Below are 16,593 nucleotides of genomic sequence, written 5' to 3' on the forward strand. Positions count from 1 at the left end.
CTTGAACAGGCATACCCATGTCAGTACCCACAAGACAGTCTTACCCGGCGGATGAGCCGCATCAGGGCACGGCCGGGCAATCTCCCCATGTTCAGGGAATGGATGACGGTGATGTCATCGATCTGAGCCAATTGCTGGATATCGCCCTGCGCGGCAAATGGCAGATCCTGGGCGGGCTGCTGGCCGGTGCCCTGCTGGGCGGTTTTGTCTCCTGGCAGTCCCTGCCCAGCTACGAGAGCAGCGCGCTGTTGCAGGTGGAGCTGAAGCACCCGGGACTGGCCCTGCCCCTGGGGCCGGACTTCATGCCGGATTTGCCGGGAATTGCCACGGAGCTTGAGATCATCAAGTCGCGCATGGTGCTGGCGCCGGTGGTCCGGGAACTGCAACTGGATATCGTGGCGTCGCCGGTATCGCTGCCGTTGCTGGGCCGCCCCCTGTCCGGGGACTCTCCCCTGCTGGCGCTGCCGCTGCTGGGTGATCGGCTGCGGCATTATGCGGGCCTGGAAGCACGCATTGCGGTGAGCCGGCTGGATTTCGAGGGTCCATGGGCGGCCAGGTCCGTGATCCTGGAGGTCCGGGAGGATCAGCACTTCGGCCTCTGGACGGCGGAAGGCGACAGCCTTCTGGCGGAAGGCCGGACGGGCGATCTGCTGGAGGTGAGCATGGATAACCTGACCGTCACGTTGCGGGTCATGGATCTGGAGGCGCCGGTGGGCGCTCGTTTCCTGCTGTCCCGCCGTAGTGAGCTGAATGCCGTGACGAGTCTGCGCGGTCAGCTTGCCGTGCGCGAGATGGGACGCCAGACCGGACTGATGACCCTGTCGGTGCAGGCGGCTTCCCCCGAGGAGGCGGCGCGCCGGGCCAATGCCATTGCCCAGAGTTATCAACGTCAGCATGTGGAGCGCCGTTCGGAACAGGCCCGCGCCACGCTGGCGTTTCTGGATGAACAGATTCCGGGGCTGCGACGTGAGGTGGAACGTGCGGAACAGGCCCTGATTGATTTCATGCAATCCGAAGGGACGACGGACCTGGATCGGGATGCGTCCTGGGTGCTGAACCGTCTGGTGGAACTGGACACCCAGCTTGGGGAACTGCGCGCCACCCGTGAGGAGCTGTTGCTGCGTCTGACGGTGGAACATCCCAGGATTCAGGGGCTTGACCGGCAGATTGCCCGTCTGCGCCAGGAACTGAGGGCCGCGGAACGGGAGGTGAGTCGTCTGCCGGTAGCCCAGCAGACCCTGCTGAGTCTGCAGCGGGAGGCCAAGGCGGCCACCGAGATCTACGTCAATCTCCTCAATACGGCCCAGGAACTGCAGATCGCCCAGGCGGGGATCGTGGGTTCGGTGCGGGTCATCGATTCCGCGGTGCCGATGGCAATCCCGGTGGGGAGGGGGTCGGGGTCCATCATCACGATTGCCGCCCTGCTCGGCCTGATGCTGGGCGCGGCCGCGGCCTTCTTGCTGCATGCGGCCGGGCGACGGGTACATGATCCGGATCGCCTGGAGCAGGACAGCGGTCTGCCGGTGTTTGGTGTGGTACCGGACAGTCGTTTGCAGCGGCGATTGTCCCAGCGTGCCCGGCAGGGGGATCCGATCCCGCCCCTGTGCCTGCAGGACAACGAGGATCCCGCGGTGGAGGCTATCCGCAGCCTGAATACCGGCCTGCTGATGGCCGCGGGTCCCGGCACCGCCCAGGTGCTGTTGCTGACGGGCCCCAGTCCGGGAGTGGGCAAGTCGTTCCTGAGCATCAACCTGGGGGCGATCATGGCCCAGAGCGGCGCACGGGTACTGGTGATTGATGCCGACATCCGCAAGCAGTCGCTCAAGCCTTATCTGCCGGCCGACGATCACGGTCTGGGCCTGACGGATTATCTGGCGGGGGGCTACGCGCTGGATCAGGTGGTGCAGCCGCTGGATGTCCCGGGGCTGGAAATGATGAGTGCCGGCCACTGTGTCCGTGGAAGTTATCCCCTGCTGATGCATGCACAGTTCCAGCGTCTGCTGGATGAAGCCGTGCAGCGATACGACCGGATCATTCTGGATACGCCGCCGGCGCTGATGTTTTCGGATGCGGCCACGCTCTCTCGTGGCGGCATGAATACGCTGGTGGTGCTCAAGAGCAGCGATCACAAGATGGCGGAGGTGACGGAAACGGTGAAGCGGATGCGGCGGGCCGGTGCCAACGTGCTGGGTTTTGTCCTGAACCAGTATGTGCCGGCCGGTATCAGTCAGGGTTACTACGGCGCCTACGGCTATGGTTACCGACGCTATTACCGATCAGGCTACGGCCGACGTTCGACCTCGCCCTGATCCATCCGTTTTCGATCAATTCCCGCTTCAAACCCCTGAGTTGGGGCCGGATCATGGGCTTGTTGATTCACAGGCCAAGGAAATTAAATATGCAACGCTATCTCTGTTCCAATGGCTTTGGACGGCTGATCGGAACCTTGCTGCTGCTGAGTCTGAGCCTCTCCCCCGCCGTGGCGTCCACGGCATCCTCGCCTGAGGATCAGGCGCTGTCGGAGGCGGATTTTCTGGCATTCCTGCGCACCCTGGTGCGCGATCCGCTCCCGCAGCCTCAGGCCACCAATTTCGGGGTGACCACGGGGTTTGGCCTGCCCCATGGTGCCGGTTTTGTCGCCGGGGTGGTGACGGACAAGCGTGAACGCAGTCGCTCGGATACCGATGCCTCGGCGGCCCTGGGGCTGGGTTTGGGTGATGCGCGCAATGCGGTCGGTCTGGAGGTGACTCTGGGCATCATCAGCACCACGCCTTCGCAGTTTGCCGAAGACGGGAATCTCAACGTCAAGCTGCACCGGATCTTGCCGGGCCTGACCGACCAGGGCATCAGTTCCGTGGCGGTGGGTGCCAACAATGTGGTGCGCTGGGGAGATGCGAGGGAGGTGGATGTCAACCGTTACGTCGCGGGCACCACGGTGCTGAATGTGAATACGCAGGATCCGGCTCGACCGATTCCGGTGATGCTGACCGCCGGTTACGGCACGGCCGTGAGCAATCTGGGACGGGATGAGGACGGTTTTTTCGGGCTGGGCATCGGGCTCACCCATTACCTGGCCGCCAGCGCCTCCTGGGCGGGTGACGAGTGGATCGCCGGCATCAATCTCCGTCCCTTCCGTGCACTCAATGCCCAGGTCACCCTGGCCATGGGGGATGTGACGGACCGGAATATAGTGGACCCCGATATCTAGACAGCAGTTTAAGCTCTGAGTGGGGGGCTGAATCGGGATACTAACAAGATGACTGAAAAACGGAAGAGAAACACGTACAACGCTGAATTCAAGGCGAAAGTTGGTCTTGAGGCGATTCAGGGGGTCAAGACCGTCAACGAGATCGGTCAAGCCTACGGGGTCCATCCCGCCCAAGTGACCCAGTGGAAGAAGGCGATCCTCGAGCAGGCTGGCACGCTCTTCGAAGGCAAGCGGGGCCCCAAGCCAGTGTCGGAAAAGGATGCCCCGGACCGTCTCTACGGTGAGATTGGGCGCCTGAAGATGGAACTCGATTGGCTCAAAAAAAAGTCCGGGATCAACCTGCCGTGAACCGTCAAGACTGGATTGACGCGGGTGGCGAGATCTCCATCGTTCGCCAGTGTGCGCTGGCCGGGGTTTCCCGGGCGACCGTGTATGCGCGCTGGCGTTTGTCACCGGATGAGGCCGGCGACCTGCTGCTGTGTGGACTCATCGACGAGATCTACACACGACGGCCGTTCTACGGGAGTCGGCGCATGGTGGTCGAGCTGCGGACCCAGGGCCATAAGGTCAACCGTAAGTGTGTCCAGCGCCTGATGCGTCGGATGGGGTTGGCGGCGATCGCGCCGGGTCCGCATACCAGTCGTCCGCACCCGCAGCACAAGGTTTATCCGTATCGGCTGCGTGGCGTTGTGGTCAACCGGCCCAACCAGGTTTGGAGTACCGACATCACCTACATCCGTCTGGCTCAGGGCTTCGCCTACTTGGTCGCGATCCTGGACTGGTACAGCCGCAAGGTCTTGAGTTGGCGGCTCAGCAACACCATGGATACGACCTTCTGCGTTGACTGCCTCGAAGAGGCCCTGCAGCTGTACGGGCCACCGGAGATCTTCAACAGTGACCAGGGCTCGCAGTTCACGGCTGACTCGTTCACTGGCGTGCTCAAGCGAGAGGGAGTCACTATCAGCATGGATGGCCGCGGAAGGGCCTTTGACAACATCTTCGTCGAGCGACTCTGGCGGACGGTGAAATATGAAGACGTCTACCTCAAGGGCTACGCCAATCTCAAGGAAGTCACGCTGGGACTGATGGACTACTTCGCGTTCTACAACGGCGAACGCCCCCACGCGGCTCTGGCGAACGAGACACCGGATACGGTCTATCGGAACCGGCAGGGCGGAGGCGCACTGATCGTGGATAAGTACGGCCCGTCGGCTGTGACGCCACCCAGTGAAACCGCAGTACCAGGGCAGCGCTGTTCCGCTGCGAGCGAACCCCAAGCTATTGCTTAAACTCGTACTCTTTCTGTCTTGACGATGGGGTCCACTTTAGGCCGCATTCGTATTTGCCACATCGTCGGCGAACGCGCTATCCCGTAAAACCACCGTGCTTTCGCCTTCCGGCGCCAGATCCTTGTGCCACTCCGTGATTCCCAAGGCCAGCGGCTCCGCTTCATTCCGGTCGATTTTTCGGCCAGGCAAACCAGCAGCACGCCGAGACCAACGCTGTGTACCGCCTTGCCAGCCATCTGCTTCTCATCACTCGGTACGCAGAGGGCCGGGTGGCCGCAGGTGATTACTCACCCGCGGACCGGGTCGCCGGGAGCGGTCACCCGCTCCCGGCTCCCACAGATCCGGACTTGCCCAATTAAGGCATCCGGCTCCTCAGTCCAACATTCGCTACGTGACATAGATACTGTGTACCACCCGCACGGGCGGGAGAGGGTAGCGCTTGAGCAGACGGTTGAAGGTCGACCAGTCAAGGCGCGTCGCGTGGGAGCGACGATTGAGCCACTTATACCAGCTTCGGTAGATCGCGAAGCGGAATCGCGACAGTGCTCGCGCATTGCCGGTGATTCCATAATAGGCGTCATGGCCCCTGAGCTTGCGACTCAGTGCCCGCTTTTGCTCCGCCAGTGGCAGGTGGCGATTGAAGCGACACCACTGCCCGGTCTGCCGCATGGCACGGCGGAACCGATCTCTGGCCGTCTTGCGTTGCACGACCCAGCGCCCCTTCCTGGAGCGTCCCCAGTAGTGAGTGAAGCCGAGCAGGTCGAAGCTGCGATCCCGTTGGGTGCCGCAGCCCTGACCGGTACTTGAGGGGCGACGGAAGTCCAGTAGTCGGGTTTTCTCCGGGTGAAGCGTGAGCCCGTAGCGTTGGAACCGCATGAGAAGCACCTCCATCACCCGTCGCGCGTCGTCTTCCCGCTCGAAGGCCAGCACTGCGTCATCGGCAAAGCGGACCATGAAGGTCCGCCCCCGCAGACGTGGTTTGACCTCCCGCTCGAACCAACGGTCGAGCAATTCGTGCAGGTAGATATTCGACAGCAACGGACTGATGACCCCACCTTGCGGGCTGCCCCGCTCGGGTCGACTGAGAACCCCGATCACCCAGCCTCCACCGATGTCCATCAGCCCCTGCCAGAGCGCTTCGAGCGCCTGGTGGGCACTGCGGCCCGGTCGGAAGCCGTACGAGCAGTCCAGAAAGTCCTGCTCGTACACCGGTTCCAGCACCATAAGCACCGCCCGTTGGAATATCTTGTCCTCCAGGGTGGGGATGCCGATGGCCGGGTCTGGTCCTTCGTTCCCGCCTTGGGAATATGCACGCGCCGCACCGGTGGCGTACGGTAGCGACCGCTCTTGAACCGTTCGAGCAGATCGTTCAGGTTCTCATGGAGTCTCTGCTCGTACGCCTCGGCGGTCACGCCGTCCACACCCACCGCGCCGTCCTTGCGCGTGCGACGATACGCTTCTTCCAGCCACCCCAGATCCATGTGGTGTGCCAGTGTCAGCAGTGCCCTCTCCGGTGCCTTTCTCGCCAATTCCGCGATCGCCTGTTGTCGCGTTGAGATGGTCTCGCGATCCAATGCTCGCGTCATCTGTCCCTCCAGACGTGTATTTAGACCGATCGGCCGCTTTCCTCGGATGGGTCCTCTCGGGTGAGTTCCCCACCGTCATCAGTACTATCAGCCGACTCCGATTGCTGACCCGCCATCCCACCGCGCTTCGTTGCCTTCGCTTGGTGGTACTTTGCGGTGTGCCGTCTTCGCGCCTACCCAACCGGCACCTATCGGGTGGGCGATACTGGGCCACTTGTAACGCGGCGCCCGCGCCGCCTGTCTCGCAAAGAGCGAATCAGCCCTCCCAGGTTCCTGGGTGACCCTTGCGTACATGCCCTGCTCTCAGACCCCGGCGGGGAGTGCAGACCCGACCCTCTCGGTCTGCACTCTGTTGCCTTCCGCACACCAGAGTACGTCGGCCCCACGATTCGGGAATTTCGAGGTTCAATCACACGGCCTGCACGCCCCCTGTTTACGCTTCGCAGACCAGGTCGCCCATGGCCCACGCAAAACTCGGTTCCGGTGGCGGGTCGGCCTTACCGGTTCGGGACTTTCACCCGACGGGTCACAGTGAAAGGTTTCAGCACGCCTCTTCCTTAGACGTGTCCTCCTCCTTTCCCAGGCTTTGCCTGGCGCAACTGGAGTATCCCCACGAAATCATGCAGGGATCCCGGCGGCAAACACGGATCGTATGGCCGATCTGATGCTGTGTAAGGTGTCGTCGAGGATGTTGGCGGATTCTCGCCGCAATACCCTCAAGCCCAGGAAAAAATGGGATAGCACCCGTCGCTTCGCGGTGTTGGGCTGGTAATGACGGTGGCGTCCCTCATGCTCTGCCGCCAGACCCACCAACTAGGCCGCAAAACTGGCCAGGGCGGCAATCAGCAACAGCACGTCAAATCGTTGCGCGGAGCGGAAGCGGGAGCGATTCACGCCAAGCCCATAATGCTCATTCTTGAGTGAAAGCAAAAACTCTCACTGATGATGATGATGAAAAAATCGAGTTGTCTCATATTGTAGATGAGCTGGCGCACTGGTTTGATCATGATAGGTAGATGGCCGGGTGGCCGCGGGTGAGTAATCACCCGCGGCCACCCGGCCATCCGACCCGACACTCCGAGACGGTAGAGCCGATCACATGGGGAAGGGGGTGACAGTCATGCGTATTCGTCAAAGGCAACCTCTTCGGGACAATGTAGGTCTCGATTATAAGAGGCAAACCTTCCTGGCGAAAATATCCACGGGGTACATTGTACCCTCTGCGCGTGTGAGTATGGCTGAGGAGCCCGGTGCTGGAAAACCGCACGCCGGGATTTGTGTAGAGGGCGTCGGGTAACCGGTGTTCCTACTGCGACGAGAGGGACCGAATAAATGATAGAAGAGATGATAAAAATCATAGGCGGGATTGTGTCTGTTTATCTTCTCATGAAGACAACAATAGAAATCCAGTCGCTCAAAATAAATCATAAACAGTAAGATTATGACTTTACGAAGCGTATACTTGAAGATTTTAAGTCTTATAAGAGCGAGCTAGGAAACCTTCCAAGCGACGAGAAGCATGACGGCTATTTCTTGTAGAGAAAGGGATTCGATCCCTAACAGGGAGGAATATAGGATTGAATGAATTCGAGTATCTGCCATCTCGTAATAATCCGTCCATTTCAATAATAAGGCGGAACAGTGCTTCGTCATTTGTTTTCTGGCGTGATGATTTCCAAATCTATTGTTGGAGCGGCATTTATCAAAAAGCGTGGGTAAGGCGGTTTGGACCGAGAATTCTCGAGTTTTGCTATTTTGCAACTGCTTTACCCGGGATTCTGGCTTTCTTGGTCTTGGGGGGCGGCATGTTCAAAAATTTACAGCTCATTTTCGTCTGTGGTTCCCTTCTGACGCTTGGTATTTTGAGTGTCGTTAAGAGTGAAAACTTAAAATCAGCCATAAAGTTTATGGATGAGTATTCGCCACCACTTATTAACCCGGCAATCAAATAGATTTACATTGCGCTATGATTTGATGCATAAAAAAAGATGATGCCAGAACCCTGCGCCCTGCGGCGCAGGAAGAGAAGCGCAAGACGGCGGTTCGGCTTTCCGAGAGCGGTTTGAGTCAGCGCGAGATTGCAGAACAGCTAGGCGTTGATTATCAGACGGTAGGCCGCTGGTTGGCAAAGTATCGCGAAGGAGGTGTGGAGTCGTTGCTTCGCCAACAACGAGGTCGCCGTCTGGGTTCTGGTAGACAGCTGGCACCGGATGAAGAAGCCGATCTGCAAGAACTACTAAGGCAGCACACGCCTGATCAACTGGAAATGCCCTATGCCTTGTGGTCGCGAGAAGCGGTACAGGAGTTGATCAGGCAGGAGATCGGGTTGCGAATGCCGACTCGTTCGGTGGGTGAATACCTCAAGCGGTGGGGATTCACAGTGCAAACGCCAAAGAAACAAGCCTATGAGCAGCGCTCGGCAGATGTGCAACAGTGGTTGGTGGTCATCCGCGCCACCGGCAGTTTCAATATCCAGATCCCATAGGGTGTGGTCCAGGGCATTTCACACCGTCATTGCCGTCTGCTACAACGGGCGGACGGCTATGGCTATACCTCAGTCCGGCTCCCATGGTGACCACAACCCCGGTAGGGTTCGATGGTTATTCCGGCACTTTCGAGCCGGCCCTCTCCCAGTTCGACTCCCATAGGGACACGGACCGCAAGTGAGACAGATCTCCCCGAATAAGAACATGAACTTTCAGTGCACAACCGCCGCATTTACCCTATCCCCTGCACCTGATGGGCTTCGTCACCTTGTGCTGACTTGCCCGGGGACTGAGCCTTATATGCGATTTCTGTCCGTCGGCTCGCACCTTTGCGCTCGGGCTTCCTTCAGACATTCCCTCACGGGTTTGCCCTTGCCGTCGGCTAGTAGTTACAGTCGTCCACAAAGTGGACATCACAGATACTCCTACAGGGGACTTTCACCCCATCAGTTCATGCCCATGTCGGGCGTACATCGAAGAGCAATACTGGCGAGTTTCGATCAAGCGCGAAGAGGAGGTGCGGCGCATGCTTGACGAACTTGGGGGCGTTACATAGGTGATCGCCGCTCTGCTCTGTGGGAGCGGCGTGAGGCTGGTGGAATACCCACACCCCCTCGTGTCGGATGTGGAATCTGACCAGAGATTGTGTGTGGTGCGATGCAGCGGCCCTACCCCATTCGGGCCGCACGGGTTCCCTGTACTCCATGACCTTTCCAATGCATGGTCCTGAGGTCTAGATTAGCCGATTATGTGACGCACGTCCTGTTTCAGCTCCAACTTGCCGTCCGGTTCGGCAGGGATACCGGCCGTTTCCCGATTTTGCGTTTTTTGGGCGCCCCACTCCCCCGTTTTCTTGTATCGTGTGGCCTTTCTTCGCATCGACCAGAGATTCGGATAACCCCATGACGAACAAGAAGAAGATCACCATTATCGGTGCCGGCTTTTCCGGCATGGCGGCGGCGGCCACCCTGGCCCGGGAAGGGATGGACGTGACCGTGATCGAACGCCACGACATCCCCGGCGGACGGGGACGACAGTTCTCGGCGCAAGGGTTCACCTTCGACATGGGACCCAGCTGGTACTGGATGCCCGATGTGATCGATGACTTCTTCGCCCGCTTCGACCGTCGGGTGTCGGACTATTTCGAGCTCAAACGGCTGGACCCGTCCTATCGGATCTATTTCGGCAAGGATGATTATGTGGAGATCCCCGCCAGCATGGAAGAAGCAGAAGCCCTGTTCGAGGGCATCGAACCCGGCGCCGGGGCGCAGCTGCGGGCCTTCATGCAGGAGGCCGAGGTGAAGTACACCGTGGGCATCGGCGAGTTCGCCAACAAGCCCTGTCTGTCCATCATGGAGTTCGCCCAGCTGCGGCTGCTCAAGTATCTGTTTTCCATGCACCTGCTGCGCTCCTTCCGCAGCCACATCAGCCGCTACTTCAAGAGTCCCCGCATCCAGCGCATGCTGGAGTTCCCCATCCTGTTCCTGGGGGGGACGGGCCGCACCACCCCGGCCCTGTACAGCATGATGAACTATGGTGATATCAAGCTGGGCACCTGGTATCCCATGGGGGGCATGCACCAGCTGGCCCGGGCCATGCACCGGCTGGCGGAGGAACAGGGGGTGACGTTCCACTTCAGTACCGAGGCCACCCGCATCGACACCCGGGACGGCAAGGCGGTGGCGGTGGAGACGAACCAGGGGCGGTTCGAGGCGGATTTCATCATCGCCTCCGGCGACTATCACCACATGGAACAGGTCCTGCTGCCCCGGGAGGCCCGCACCTACGACCAGGCCTACTGGGACAAGCGGGTGATGTCTCCCTCCTCCCTGATCTTCTACATGGGGGTGAACAGGAAGCTGGAGGGGCTGTTGCACCACACCCTGCTGTTCGACGCGGATTTCGAGGCCCATGCGGCACAGATCTATGAAGATCCCCAGTGGCCCACGGAACCCTCCCTGTACATCAATGTCACTTCCCAGACCGACCCTTCCGTGGCACCGGAAGGCCAGGAAAACCTCATGGTCCTGATCCCGGTGGCCCCGGGGCTGGAGGATACCCAGGCCGTGCGCGATCGTTACTACACCCTCATCATGGACCGCATCGAGGCCATCACCGGCCAGTCCATCCGCGAGCATGTGGTGTATTGCCGCAGTTATGCCCAGAATGACTTCACCGAGGATTATCATGCCTTCAAGGGCAATGCCTACGGCCTGGCCAACACCCTGATGCAGACTGCCTTCCTCAAGCCCCGCATGCAAAGCCGCAAGCTGGATAACCTGTACTTCGCCGGCCAGCTCACCGTGCCGGGACCCGGGGTGCCCCCCACCATCCTGTCCGGGACCATCGCCGCCGGCGAGATCCTGGGCCGTTGCCGGAGCCAGTCATGACCCAGATCGACCACCGACAGACCCGCCGTGACTATAGCCGGGGCAGCCTGCGCCGGGCGGACCTGGCCGCCGATCCCTTCGTGCAACTGGGCCGCTGGCTGGCGGAGGCAGAGGACCAGCCCGATGCCACCGCCATGGCCCTGGCCACGGTGAATGACCACGGTCAGCCCTCCCAGCGCATGGTCCTGCTCAAGCATCTGGATACCCGAGGGCTATGCTGGTATTCCGATACCCGCAGTCAGAAGGGACGGGAGCTGGCCCACAATCCCCGGGCCTGTCTGCTGTTTTTCTGGGCGCCGCTGGAGCGGCAAATTCGGGTGGAGGGGATCGTGGAGCGTCTGACCGAGGCGGAGACGGAGGCGTATTTCCGCAGCCGTCCGCCGGGCAGCCGACTGGCGGCGGCGGCCTCGCACCAGAGCGCCCCCATCGCCGGTCGGGATGCCCTGGAGGCCCGTCTCAAGGCGGTACAGGAACGTCATCCGGACGGGGACGTGCCCAGGCCGGAGAGCTGGATCGGGTTCAGACTGGTGCCGGAGGCCTTCGAGTTCTGGCAGGGCCGGGATAACCGGCTCCATGACCGGTTCCGCTACCACCGGGATGAGGCGGGCTGGGGGCTGACCCGGCTGATGCCGTAACCCTCAGTCGGTCAGCACCAGCCGGGTGCCGAAGGGGGGTTCGGCGTCCTGAAAGGCCGCCGAGACCACCCACAGCACGGGCCAGCCGGGCCGAAACCCGGCCGGCCCCTGCAAATCCGTGAGCACCACGCCCATGTCGGGCCGGTAGCGATCCGCGGCCTGCAGCAGAGGCGTGAAGTCCGTGCCCCCGCCGCCTTCGAAGACGATGTCTCGCAGGTTGGATACCCCCGGCTCCAGCTCTTCCACCGCCCGCACCCGGGTATCGCCGATGATCACCACCAGGCGGGATTCCGTGCGCCGGGTGATGGCCTCGATCTCTGTGGCGAAACGGCCCAGCAGGGCCTCGTCGATGGAGCCGGACACGTCCACCACCAGCACCAGACGGGGCACCGAGGCGGCGGTGACCATACCCGGTTCCCAGGGCATGCGTCGCCCTCCCGGTGCCCGCCCCCGATTGGCCAGGTAGGACCGGGAGGGCCGGGACCAGGACACTTCCGGTCGGCGGGCCAGTCCCCGGCTGACCCGGGTACGCAGCACCTGTTCCCAGGGCACCTTCACCCGGGGCAGATCGGCGATGAGGCCCCGCAGCATGGAAAAGTCCCCGTCCCCGGCGTGGGCACGGGTGATGCGCTGCGCCCATTCCCGGCTCTGCTCCGCCACGGTTTCCGGTTTGAGGGCATCCTCGTCGGAGGGCAGCAGATCCCTCAGAATATCCGCCCCCAGTTGACGGGTCCGGGCCGCCCGGGGGCCGTCTTCCATGGCCTGGGCCTGACCGCCCTGCCCTTCCCGGGCGGGTCCCGAGCCGCCGTCACCCTCCCGGGATGTCTGACTGGATTGCCGGGAAGACGAGTCGCTGGGCCGACGGTCGTCGATCTGGCGATAGAGGCGTTCCACGTCCCATTCCAGCAAGGATTTTTCCTCGCTCTGCTGGATCTGCAACACGTCGCCCAATAGGCTGGACAGGGTGACGGAACCCTTGGGCAGGGCCATCCAGGTGAGGTGCCCGAGGCTGCTGTTGACGATGGCGTCGGCGCAGATATTGAAGAGGTCCGGGTCCACGCTGCCCCTCAGTCGGGCGATGGCCTGCATGCGCTGGGGGTGGCGCAGGGCCACGTGCAGCACCTGGTGGGCCACCAGGCCCACCTGCTGGGGATGAGGCAGTCGTTCGAAGGCGGGGCCGTAGACAATGGTATGGCCGTCGTTGGCGACGGTGATGGCCTCCCGGCCATCCGGCAGGTCACGGTGCTGCACCCACAGGGCCAGGCCGCCCGTGGACGGCGCGAACTCCACCAGGGTCTGGATGGCGCGGGTGCCCCGGTGGGTGGGGCCGGTGGTGAAGGCGGGTGTGTTCATTCCCCACGCTGTTCCATGTAGCGCCCGTAGACCGGGCTGCCCAGCACGGCATTCTCCAGCCCCAGGGACAGGGCCCGGTGCATGAGCAGTTCCATGGTGAGGGTCTGGGCTTCGCGGATGGGCAGGGGAACATCGCCGCGGATGTCCGGATACTGCTCCACGATCTCCAGGGCCCGGGCCATGCCGTGCTCCCCCGTCACTGCCGCCAGCAGGCCGTAAATCATGCCGTACAGACCGTCCAGGGTGCGGGGCAGCAGGGCCGCCGTCTCCTTGCCGGGGGCGGCGTCCAGCAGACGGGTGACGTCCACCCCGGCCTGGATTTCCCGCAACACGCCGAAGAATTCCGCCGCGTTGGCGGCACCGATGCGTCCCTGGACAAACAGGCGCTTGGCACTGTCCGACATTCCCGACTTGAGCACGTTGGAAATGTCTTCCCAGCCCCGGGGGCTGGCGCCGATCAGGTAGTCGTTGGCCAGCTGGGTCTGGGTGTCGTCCAGCTTGTCGGCGCGCACCTTGAGGTAGGCCATGACCTCGGGGGCGAATCCCCGCGCCAGGGCATGTTCCAGAAAGGCGTCGATCACCGTCTGCACGTTGAAATGGAACATGCGGTCCGCCAGGGCCGTGCCCATGTCGTGGCTCACGGCGCCGTGGAAGCGGGCGTTACCGGCCGCCACCACCATCCAGCCTTCGGGCAGGAGGTAATGGCCGACACGGCGGTCCAGGATCAGGGAATAGGCGGAGATCTGCAGGCGCTGGTCCGCGGCGGTCAGTTCGTCCAGAAACAGGACGCCTTCGGGCGTATCGGCCTCGGGCAGGAATTCCGGTGGGAACCAGACGGTGCGGGACTGCTGTTCGTCCGCGTAGATGGCGCCGCGAATGTCCACCGGTTCGATGGTGGTCAGGCGCAGATCCACCAGGGGGACGTCATAATGCCGGGCCAACTGGGCAACGATGGAGGATTTCCCCACCCCCCGGGTCCCCCACAGCATGGAGGCCCGGCGCCGCAGCACCGGATCGGCATATTGCTCGATCAGGGCCTGCTTGGCCGCGGCGATGGAAACTGCGGGGATGTTCATGGGGTTGCCTTGCATGCGTTATATCCGTCCTCGGGGTTGATCGTTTGGGACTGTGCCATATCGGCTCAGGCATCGGTATCCCGGGTCCAGGCGGGCAGGTCCAGGGGTCTGGGCGGGGGCGGGATCTCCAGTACCGGCACCTCCCGCGACCAGCTCCAGAAGACCGCAAGCAGCAGGACCGGGGGAATGCCGGTGGTCCACAGGGGCAAGGGCTCCTCGCGGCCCAGACCCAGCAGGTAAAGCACCGGCACCAGCGCCAGGATGCCCAGTACCCCCTGGACCGGGAGGCTGCGACGAAAGACCACCTGCCAGCGCCGACGCAGGAAGCGGGCATGAAAATCCTCGGGAGGGCGGGAGAAGATCGCCACCAGATGGGAAATGGTCTGGGCAAACTTGTTTTCCGCGTCCTCGGAACGCTCGGGTTCCCGATGGGCCAACTTGATCGTGGACTTCCAGCCGCTGTCGGTGGCCTGCAGGGGACGCCAGGCCCGGCCTCGCACGGCCAGCAGATCGGCGGGCAGGGCCACTTCCCCGGCGGGCGGTTTTTCCAGCACCAGCTTGGCCGGCAGGCCTTCCACCTGGCGGGCGTCCAGGGTCAGGCGTCGACCGGCCACCACAGCCTCTCCGCCCGCAAAGCGCATGGGCCAGATTTCCCCGCCCTGCAGACGGCGCCGCGCCACCCGCCGGACGCGGTAATCCAGGGCCGCCAGCACGCCATCCACCCGCATGAACTGCTGCGCCGGGGCCACCTTGGTGAGCTGCCGGTAGACCCCTTCCACCGTGGGTCCTTCCACCTCCAGCGTGGCCTTGATTCCCGAGGCATGGGTCAGGGTCCGGACCAGGCGGAACTGGTCGGCCTTCGGGTTTTCCAGGGTGAGGGTTTCCGTCAGGGTCAGGCCGGCCAGACCCACCGACGCATGCTCGACGGGCTGGAAGACGAGGGTTCGTGCCTGCCGGTCCGTGGCCGCCAGATCCACCCGGCGGCCATCCCGTGAAAAGGGTGCCACCAATTTGAGAATTTCATGATGGGTCAGTGGGATCACCTTCCCTCCTTCGCCCTGTTCCGGATTTTGCTCCGGTGTTGGATCGGCGCCCACCATCCAGCGCAGCGTGGCGCCGAGGGGCATGGCTTTTCTGACTGTCATAGTACGATATGTTTCCCCATGAATGTGCTGACCCTACCGTCACTCCCGACTTCCAATGACGGCTGGTCCAAAGGCCGGAATGACAGCCCGGATTCAGGAATCATTTTTTCCAGCATATCCCTAAAGTCGCTCAAGAGACTGCCGCTACAGTCAGCATACCCATCATTCCCGGAGTTCACCGTGGTCAAGATCAACACACCCGTCACGGTCCTTCCCAACACCCCCGACTTCAAGGCCAGAAATCAGGGGATGTCCCAGGCCGGTGGCCGTACCGACAGCGACAGCACCCGCGCACTCTCGAATCTGCAGACCCGTATCCTGGAGGCCCTGGCCAAGCATACGCCCGGGATGAACGCGGCCGGTTTCAAGCAGCTCAAGGCAGAGGATTACACCCCGGACAAGGTGGCCGACCGGATCACCCAGTTCGTGGAAATGGGCCTGGCCAACGCCCGCGCCCGCGGGGCTTCCGAAGAACAGCTTCAGTCCATGTACGACAGCGCCATGAAGGGCGTCGAACGAGGCTTCAGGGAGGCCAGGGAGATCCTGGACGGCCTGAACCTGCTCAACGGCCGCATCGCCGAACAGGTGGACGAAACGCAGCGGCTCACTTTCGAGGGCCTGGCGGCCCTGGCACCCAATGGGCAGGGGCAGTCCCTGTCGTCCCTGACCAATTTGTCGGTGATGCAGCGTTACAGTCGCGCCGAGAGCCTGGAGCTGACCCTGACCACCCGCGAAGGCGACAAGGTGACCATCCAGTTCCAGAGCGCCACCGACATCCAGGCCCGAGGCGGGATGCGCGGCGACGGCAATCAGTCCATGCAATGGCTGGACGTGAGCCGGGCCGAACAGAGCGGCTATCGGTTCTCGGTGCAGGGTGATCTCAATGCCCAGGAACTGGAGGCCATCGAGAACCTGGTGCGGGATGTCAGCAACCTGGCCAATGAGTTCTTCAACGGGGATGTGCAAAAGGCCTTCGAGATGGTCCCTGATCTGCGTTTTGACGGCAGCCAGCTGGCCTCCATGGATCTGAGCATGACCCGGGTGGAGCAGTATTCCGCCGCCGCGCGGTATCAGCAGACCCAGCAGATCGAGGAAGGCGAACGTGCCCGGCCCGGCCTGCGCCTTGGTCAGCTCATGCGGGAGATGCAGGAGCAGTTCAACCGCTCCGTGCTGGCATTCCTGGATCGTCCCCAGGAAGAGGCGGGGCGGATCATGTCCGCGCTGGTGCAGCAGGATGTGCGGTTCCTTGAGGCCGGTGAATCCCAGCAGGCGCGGTTCCGGGAGAATCTGGATCGGCTGTTGGGTGCCTTGCCCCGGCAGGAAGTGGATGGGGATGTTTGATCAGTATTAAAGGCCTATCCGGAATCCGTCATTCCCGCTTTCGCGGGAATGACGGGAGGGGGAGCAGGGAGTGACGGGCGGGGA

At 62.3% G+C, this 16,593-nt stretch carries 11 protein-coding genes and 1 pseudogene; 8 read left to right on the top strand and 4 right to left on the bottom strand.

Going from position 1 to position 16,593, the window contains the following annotated elements; translation table 11 throughout:
- The first annotated feature begins 17 nt into the window (after nucleotides 1–17).
- The 3 genes and pseudogenes from ACLF6L_RS08375 to ACLF6L_RS08385 all read left to right on the top strand — a co-directional run bounded on the left by ACLF6L_RS08375 (nucleotide 18) and on the right by ACLF6L_RS08385 (nucleotide 4,497).
- Nucleotides 18–2,309, top strand: coding sequence for a polysaccharide biosynthesis tyrosine autokinase (locus ACLF6L_RS08375; RefSeq protein WP_412851421.1), 2,292 nt, complete (start codon nucleotides 18–20; stop codon nucleotides 2,307–2,309).
- 89 nt (nucleotides 2,310–2,398) lie between these two features.
- Entirely contained in the window at nucleotides 2,399–3,208 is an 810-nt protein-coding gene (locus tag ACLF6L_RS08380) for a hypothetical protein (protein ID WP_412851422.1), read from the top strand.
- A gap of 48 nt (nucleotides 3,209–3,256) precedes the next feature.
- Nucleotides 3,257–4,497, top strand: a pseudogene (locus tag ACLF6L_RS08385) (IS3 family transposase).
- A gap of 387 nt (nucleotides 4,498–4,884) precedes the next feature.
- Here ACLF6L_RS08385 and ACLF6L_RS08390 read toward each other — a convergent pair.
- On the bottom strand, nucleotides 4,885–5,721 hold the full coding sequence (locus ACLF6L_RS08390; protein WP_412851423.1) for a reverse transcriptase domain-containing protein: 837 nt from the start codon (nucleotides 5,719–5,721) through the stop codon (nucleotides 4,885–4,887).
- Nucleotides 5,722–7,660: 1,939 nt separating this feature from the next.
- On the opposite strand from ACLF6L_RS08390, the gene ACLF6L_RS08395 reads away from it, so the two are divergent.
- From ACLF6L_RS08395 to pdxH, 4 genes are all read left to right on the top strand, one after another.
- Nucleotides 7,661–8,035, top strand: coding sequence for a hypothetical protein (locus tag ACLF6L_RS08395; RefSeq protein WP_412851424.1), 375 nt, complete (start codon nucleotides 7,661–7,663; stop codon nucleotides 8,033–8,035).
- Between the two features lie 110 nt (nucleotides 8,036–8,145).
- Nucleotides 8,146–8,568 carry a winged helix-turn-helix domain-containing protein gene (locus ACLF6L_RS08400; protein ID WP_412851425.1) on the top strand — a complete coding sequence of 141 codons (423 nt, stop codon included), beginning with the start codon at nucleotides 8,146–8,148 and terminating at the stop codon, nucleotides 8,566–8,568.
- 903 nt (nucleotides 8,569–9,471) lie between these two features.
- Nucleotides 9,472–10,959, top strand: coding sequence for a phytoene desaturase family protein (locus ACLF6L_RS08405; protein ID WP_238617998.1), 1,488 nt, complete (start codon nucleotides 9,472–9,474; stop codon nucleotides 10,957–10,959).
- Nucleotides 10,956–11,594 carry a pyridoxamine 5'-phosphate oxidase gene (gene pdxH / locus ACLF6L_RS08410; protein WP_412851426.1) on the top strand — a complete coding sequence of 213 codons (639 nt, stop codon included), beginning with the start codon at nucleotides 10,956–10,958 and terminating at the stop codon, nucleotides 11,592–11,594. Before ACLF6L_RS08405 ends, pdxH begins: the two co-directional genes overlap by 4 nt.
- Nucleotides 11,595–11,597: 3 nt before the next feature.
- Here the strand turns inward: pdxH and ACLF6L_RS08415 are convergent, their stop codons facing one another.
- Genes ACLF6L_RS08415 through ACLF6L_RS08425 form a run of 3 tightly spaced genes read right to left on the bottom strand, consistent with a single transcriptional unit; the run spans nucleotide 11,598 to nucleotide 15,168 of the window.
- The gene (locus ACLF6L_RS08415; protein WP_412851427.1) at nucleotides 11,598–12,947 is read right to left on the bottom strand and encodes a DUF2201 family putative metallopeptidase; all 1,350 of its coding nucleotides are present in this window, start codon (nucleotides 12,945–12,947) and stop codon (nucleotides 11,598–11,600) included.
- Complete coding sequence (locus ACLF6L_RS08420; RefSeq protein WP_238618001.1) at nucleotides 12,944–14,038, bottom strand: AAA family ATPase; 1,095 nt, start codon at nucleotides 14,036–14,038, stop codon at nucleotides 12,944–12,946. Before ACLF6L_RS08420 ends, ACLF6L_RS08415 begins: the two co-directional genes overlap by 4 nt.
- A 50-nt stretch (nucleotides 14,039–14,088) precedes the next feature.
- Nucleotides 14,089–15,168, bottom strand: a complete 1,080-nt coding sequence (locus tag ACLF6L_RS08425) for a hypothetical protein (protein ID WP_412851428.1) — start codon at nucleotides 15,166–15,168, stop codon at nucleotides 14,089–14,091.
- A 180-nt stretch (nucleotides 15,169–15,348) separates the two neighbouring features.
- On the opposite strand from ACLF6L_RS08425, the gene ACLF6L_RS08430 reads away from it, so the two are divergent.
- On the top strand, nucleotides 15,349–16,509 hold the full coding sequence (locus tag ACLF6L_RS08430) for a DUF5610 domain-containing protein (protein WP_238618003.1): 1,161 nt from the start codon (nucleotides 15,349–15,351) through the stop codon (nucleotides 16,507–16,509).
- Nucleotides 16,510–16,593 lie beyond the last annotated feature (84 nt).

This window comes from Ectothiorhodospira shaposhnikovii (assembly GCF_047222355.1).
Taxonomy (GTDB): Bacteria; Pseudomonadota; Gammaproteobacteria; order Ectothiorhodospirales; family Ectothiorhodospiraceae; genus Ectothiorhodospira.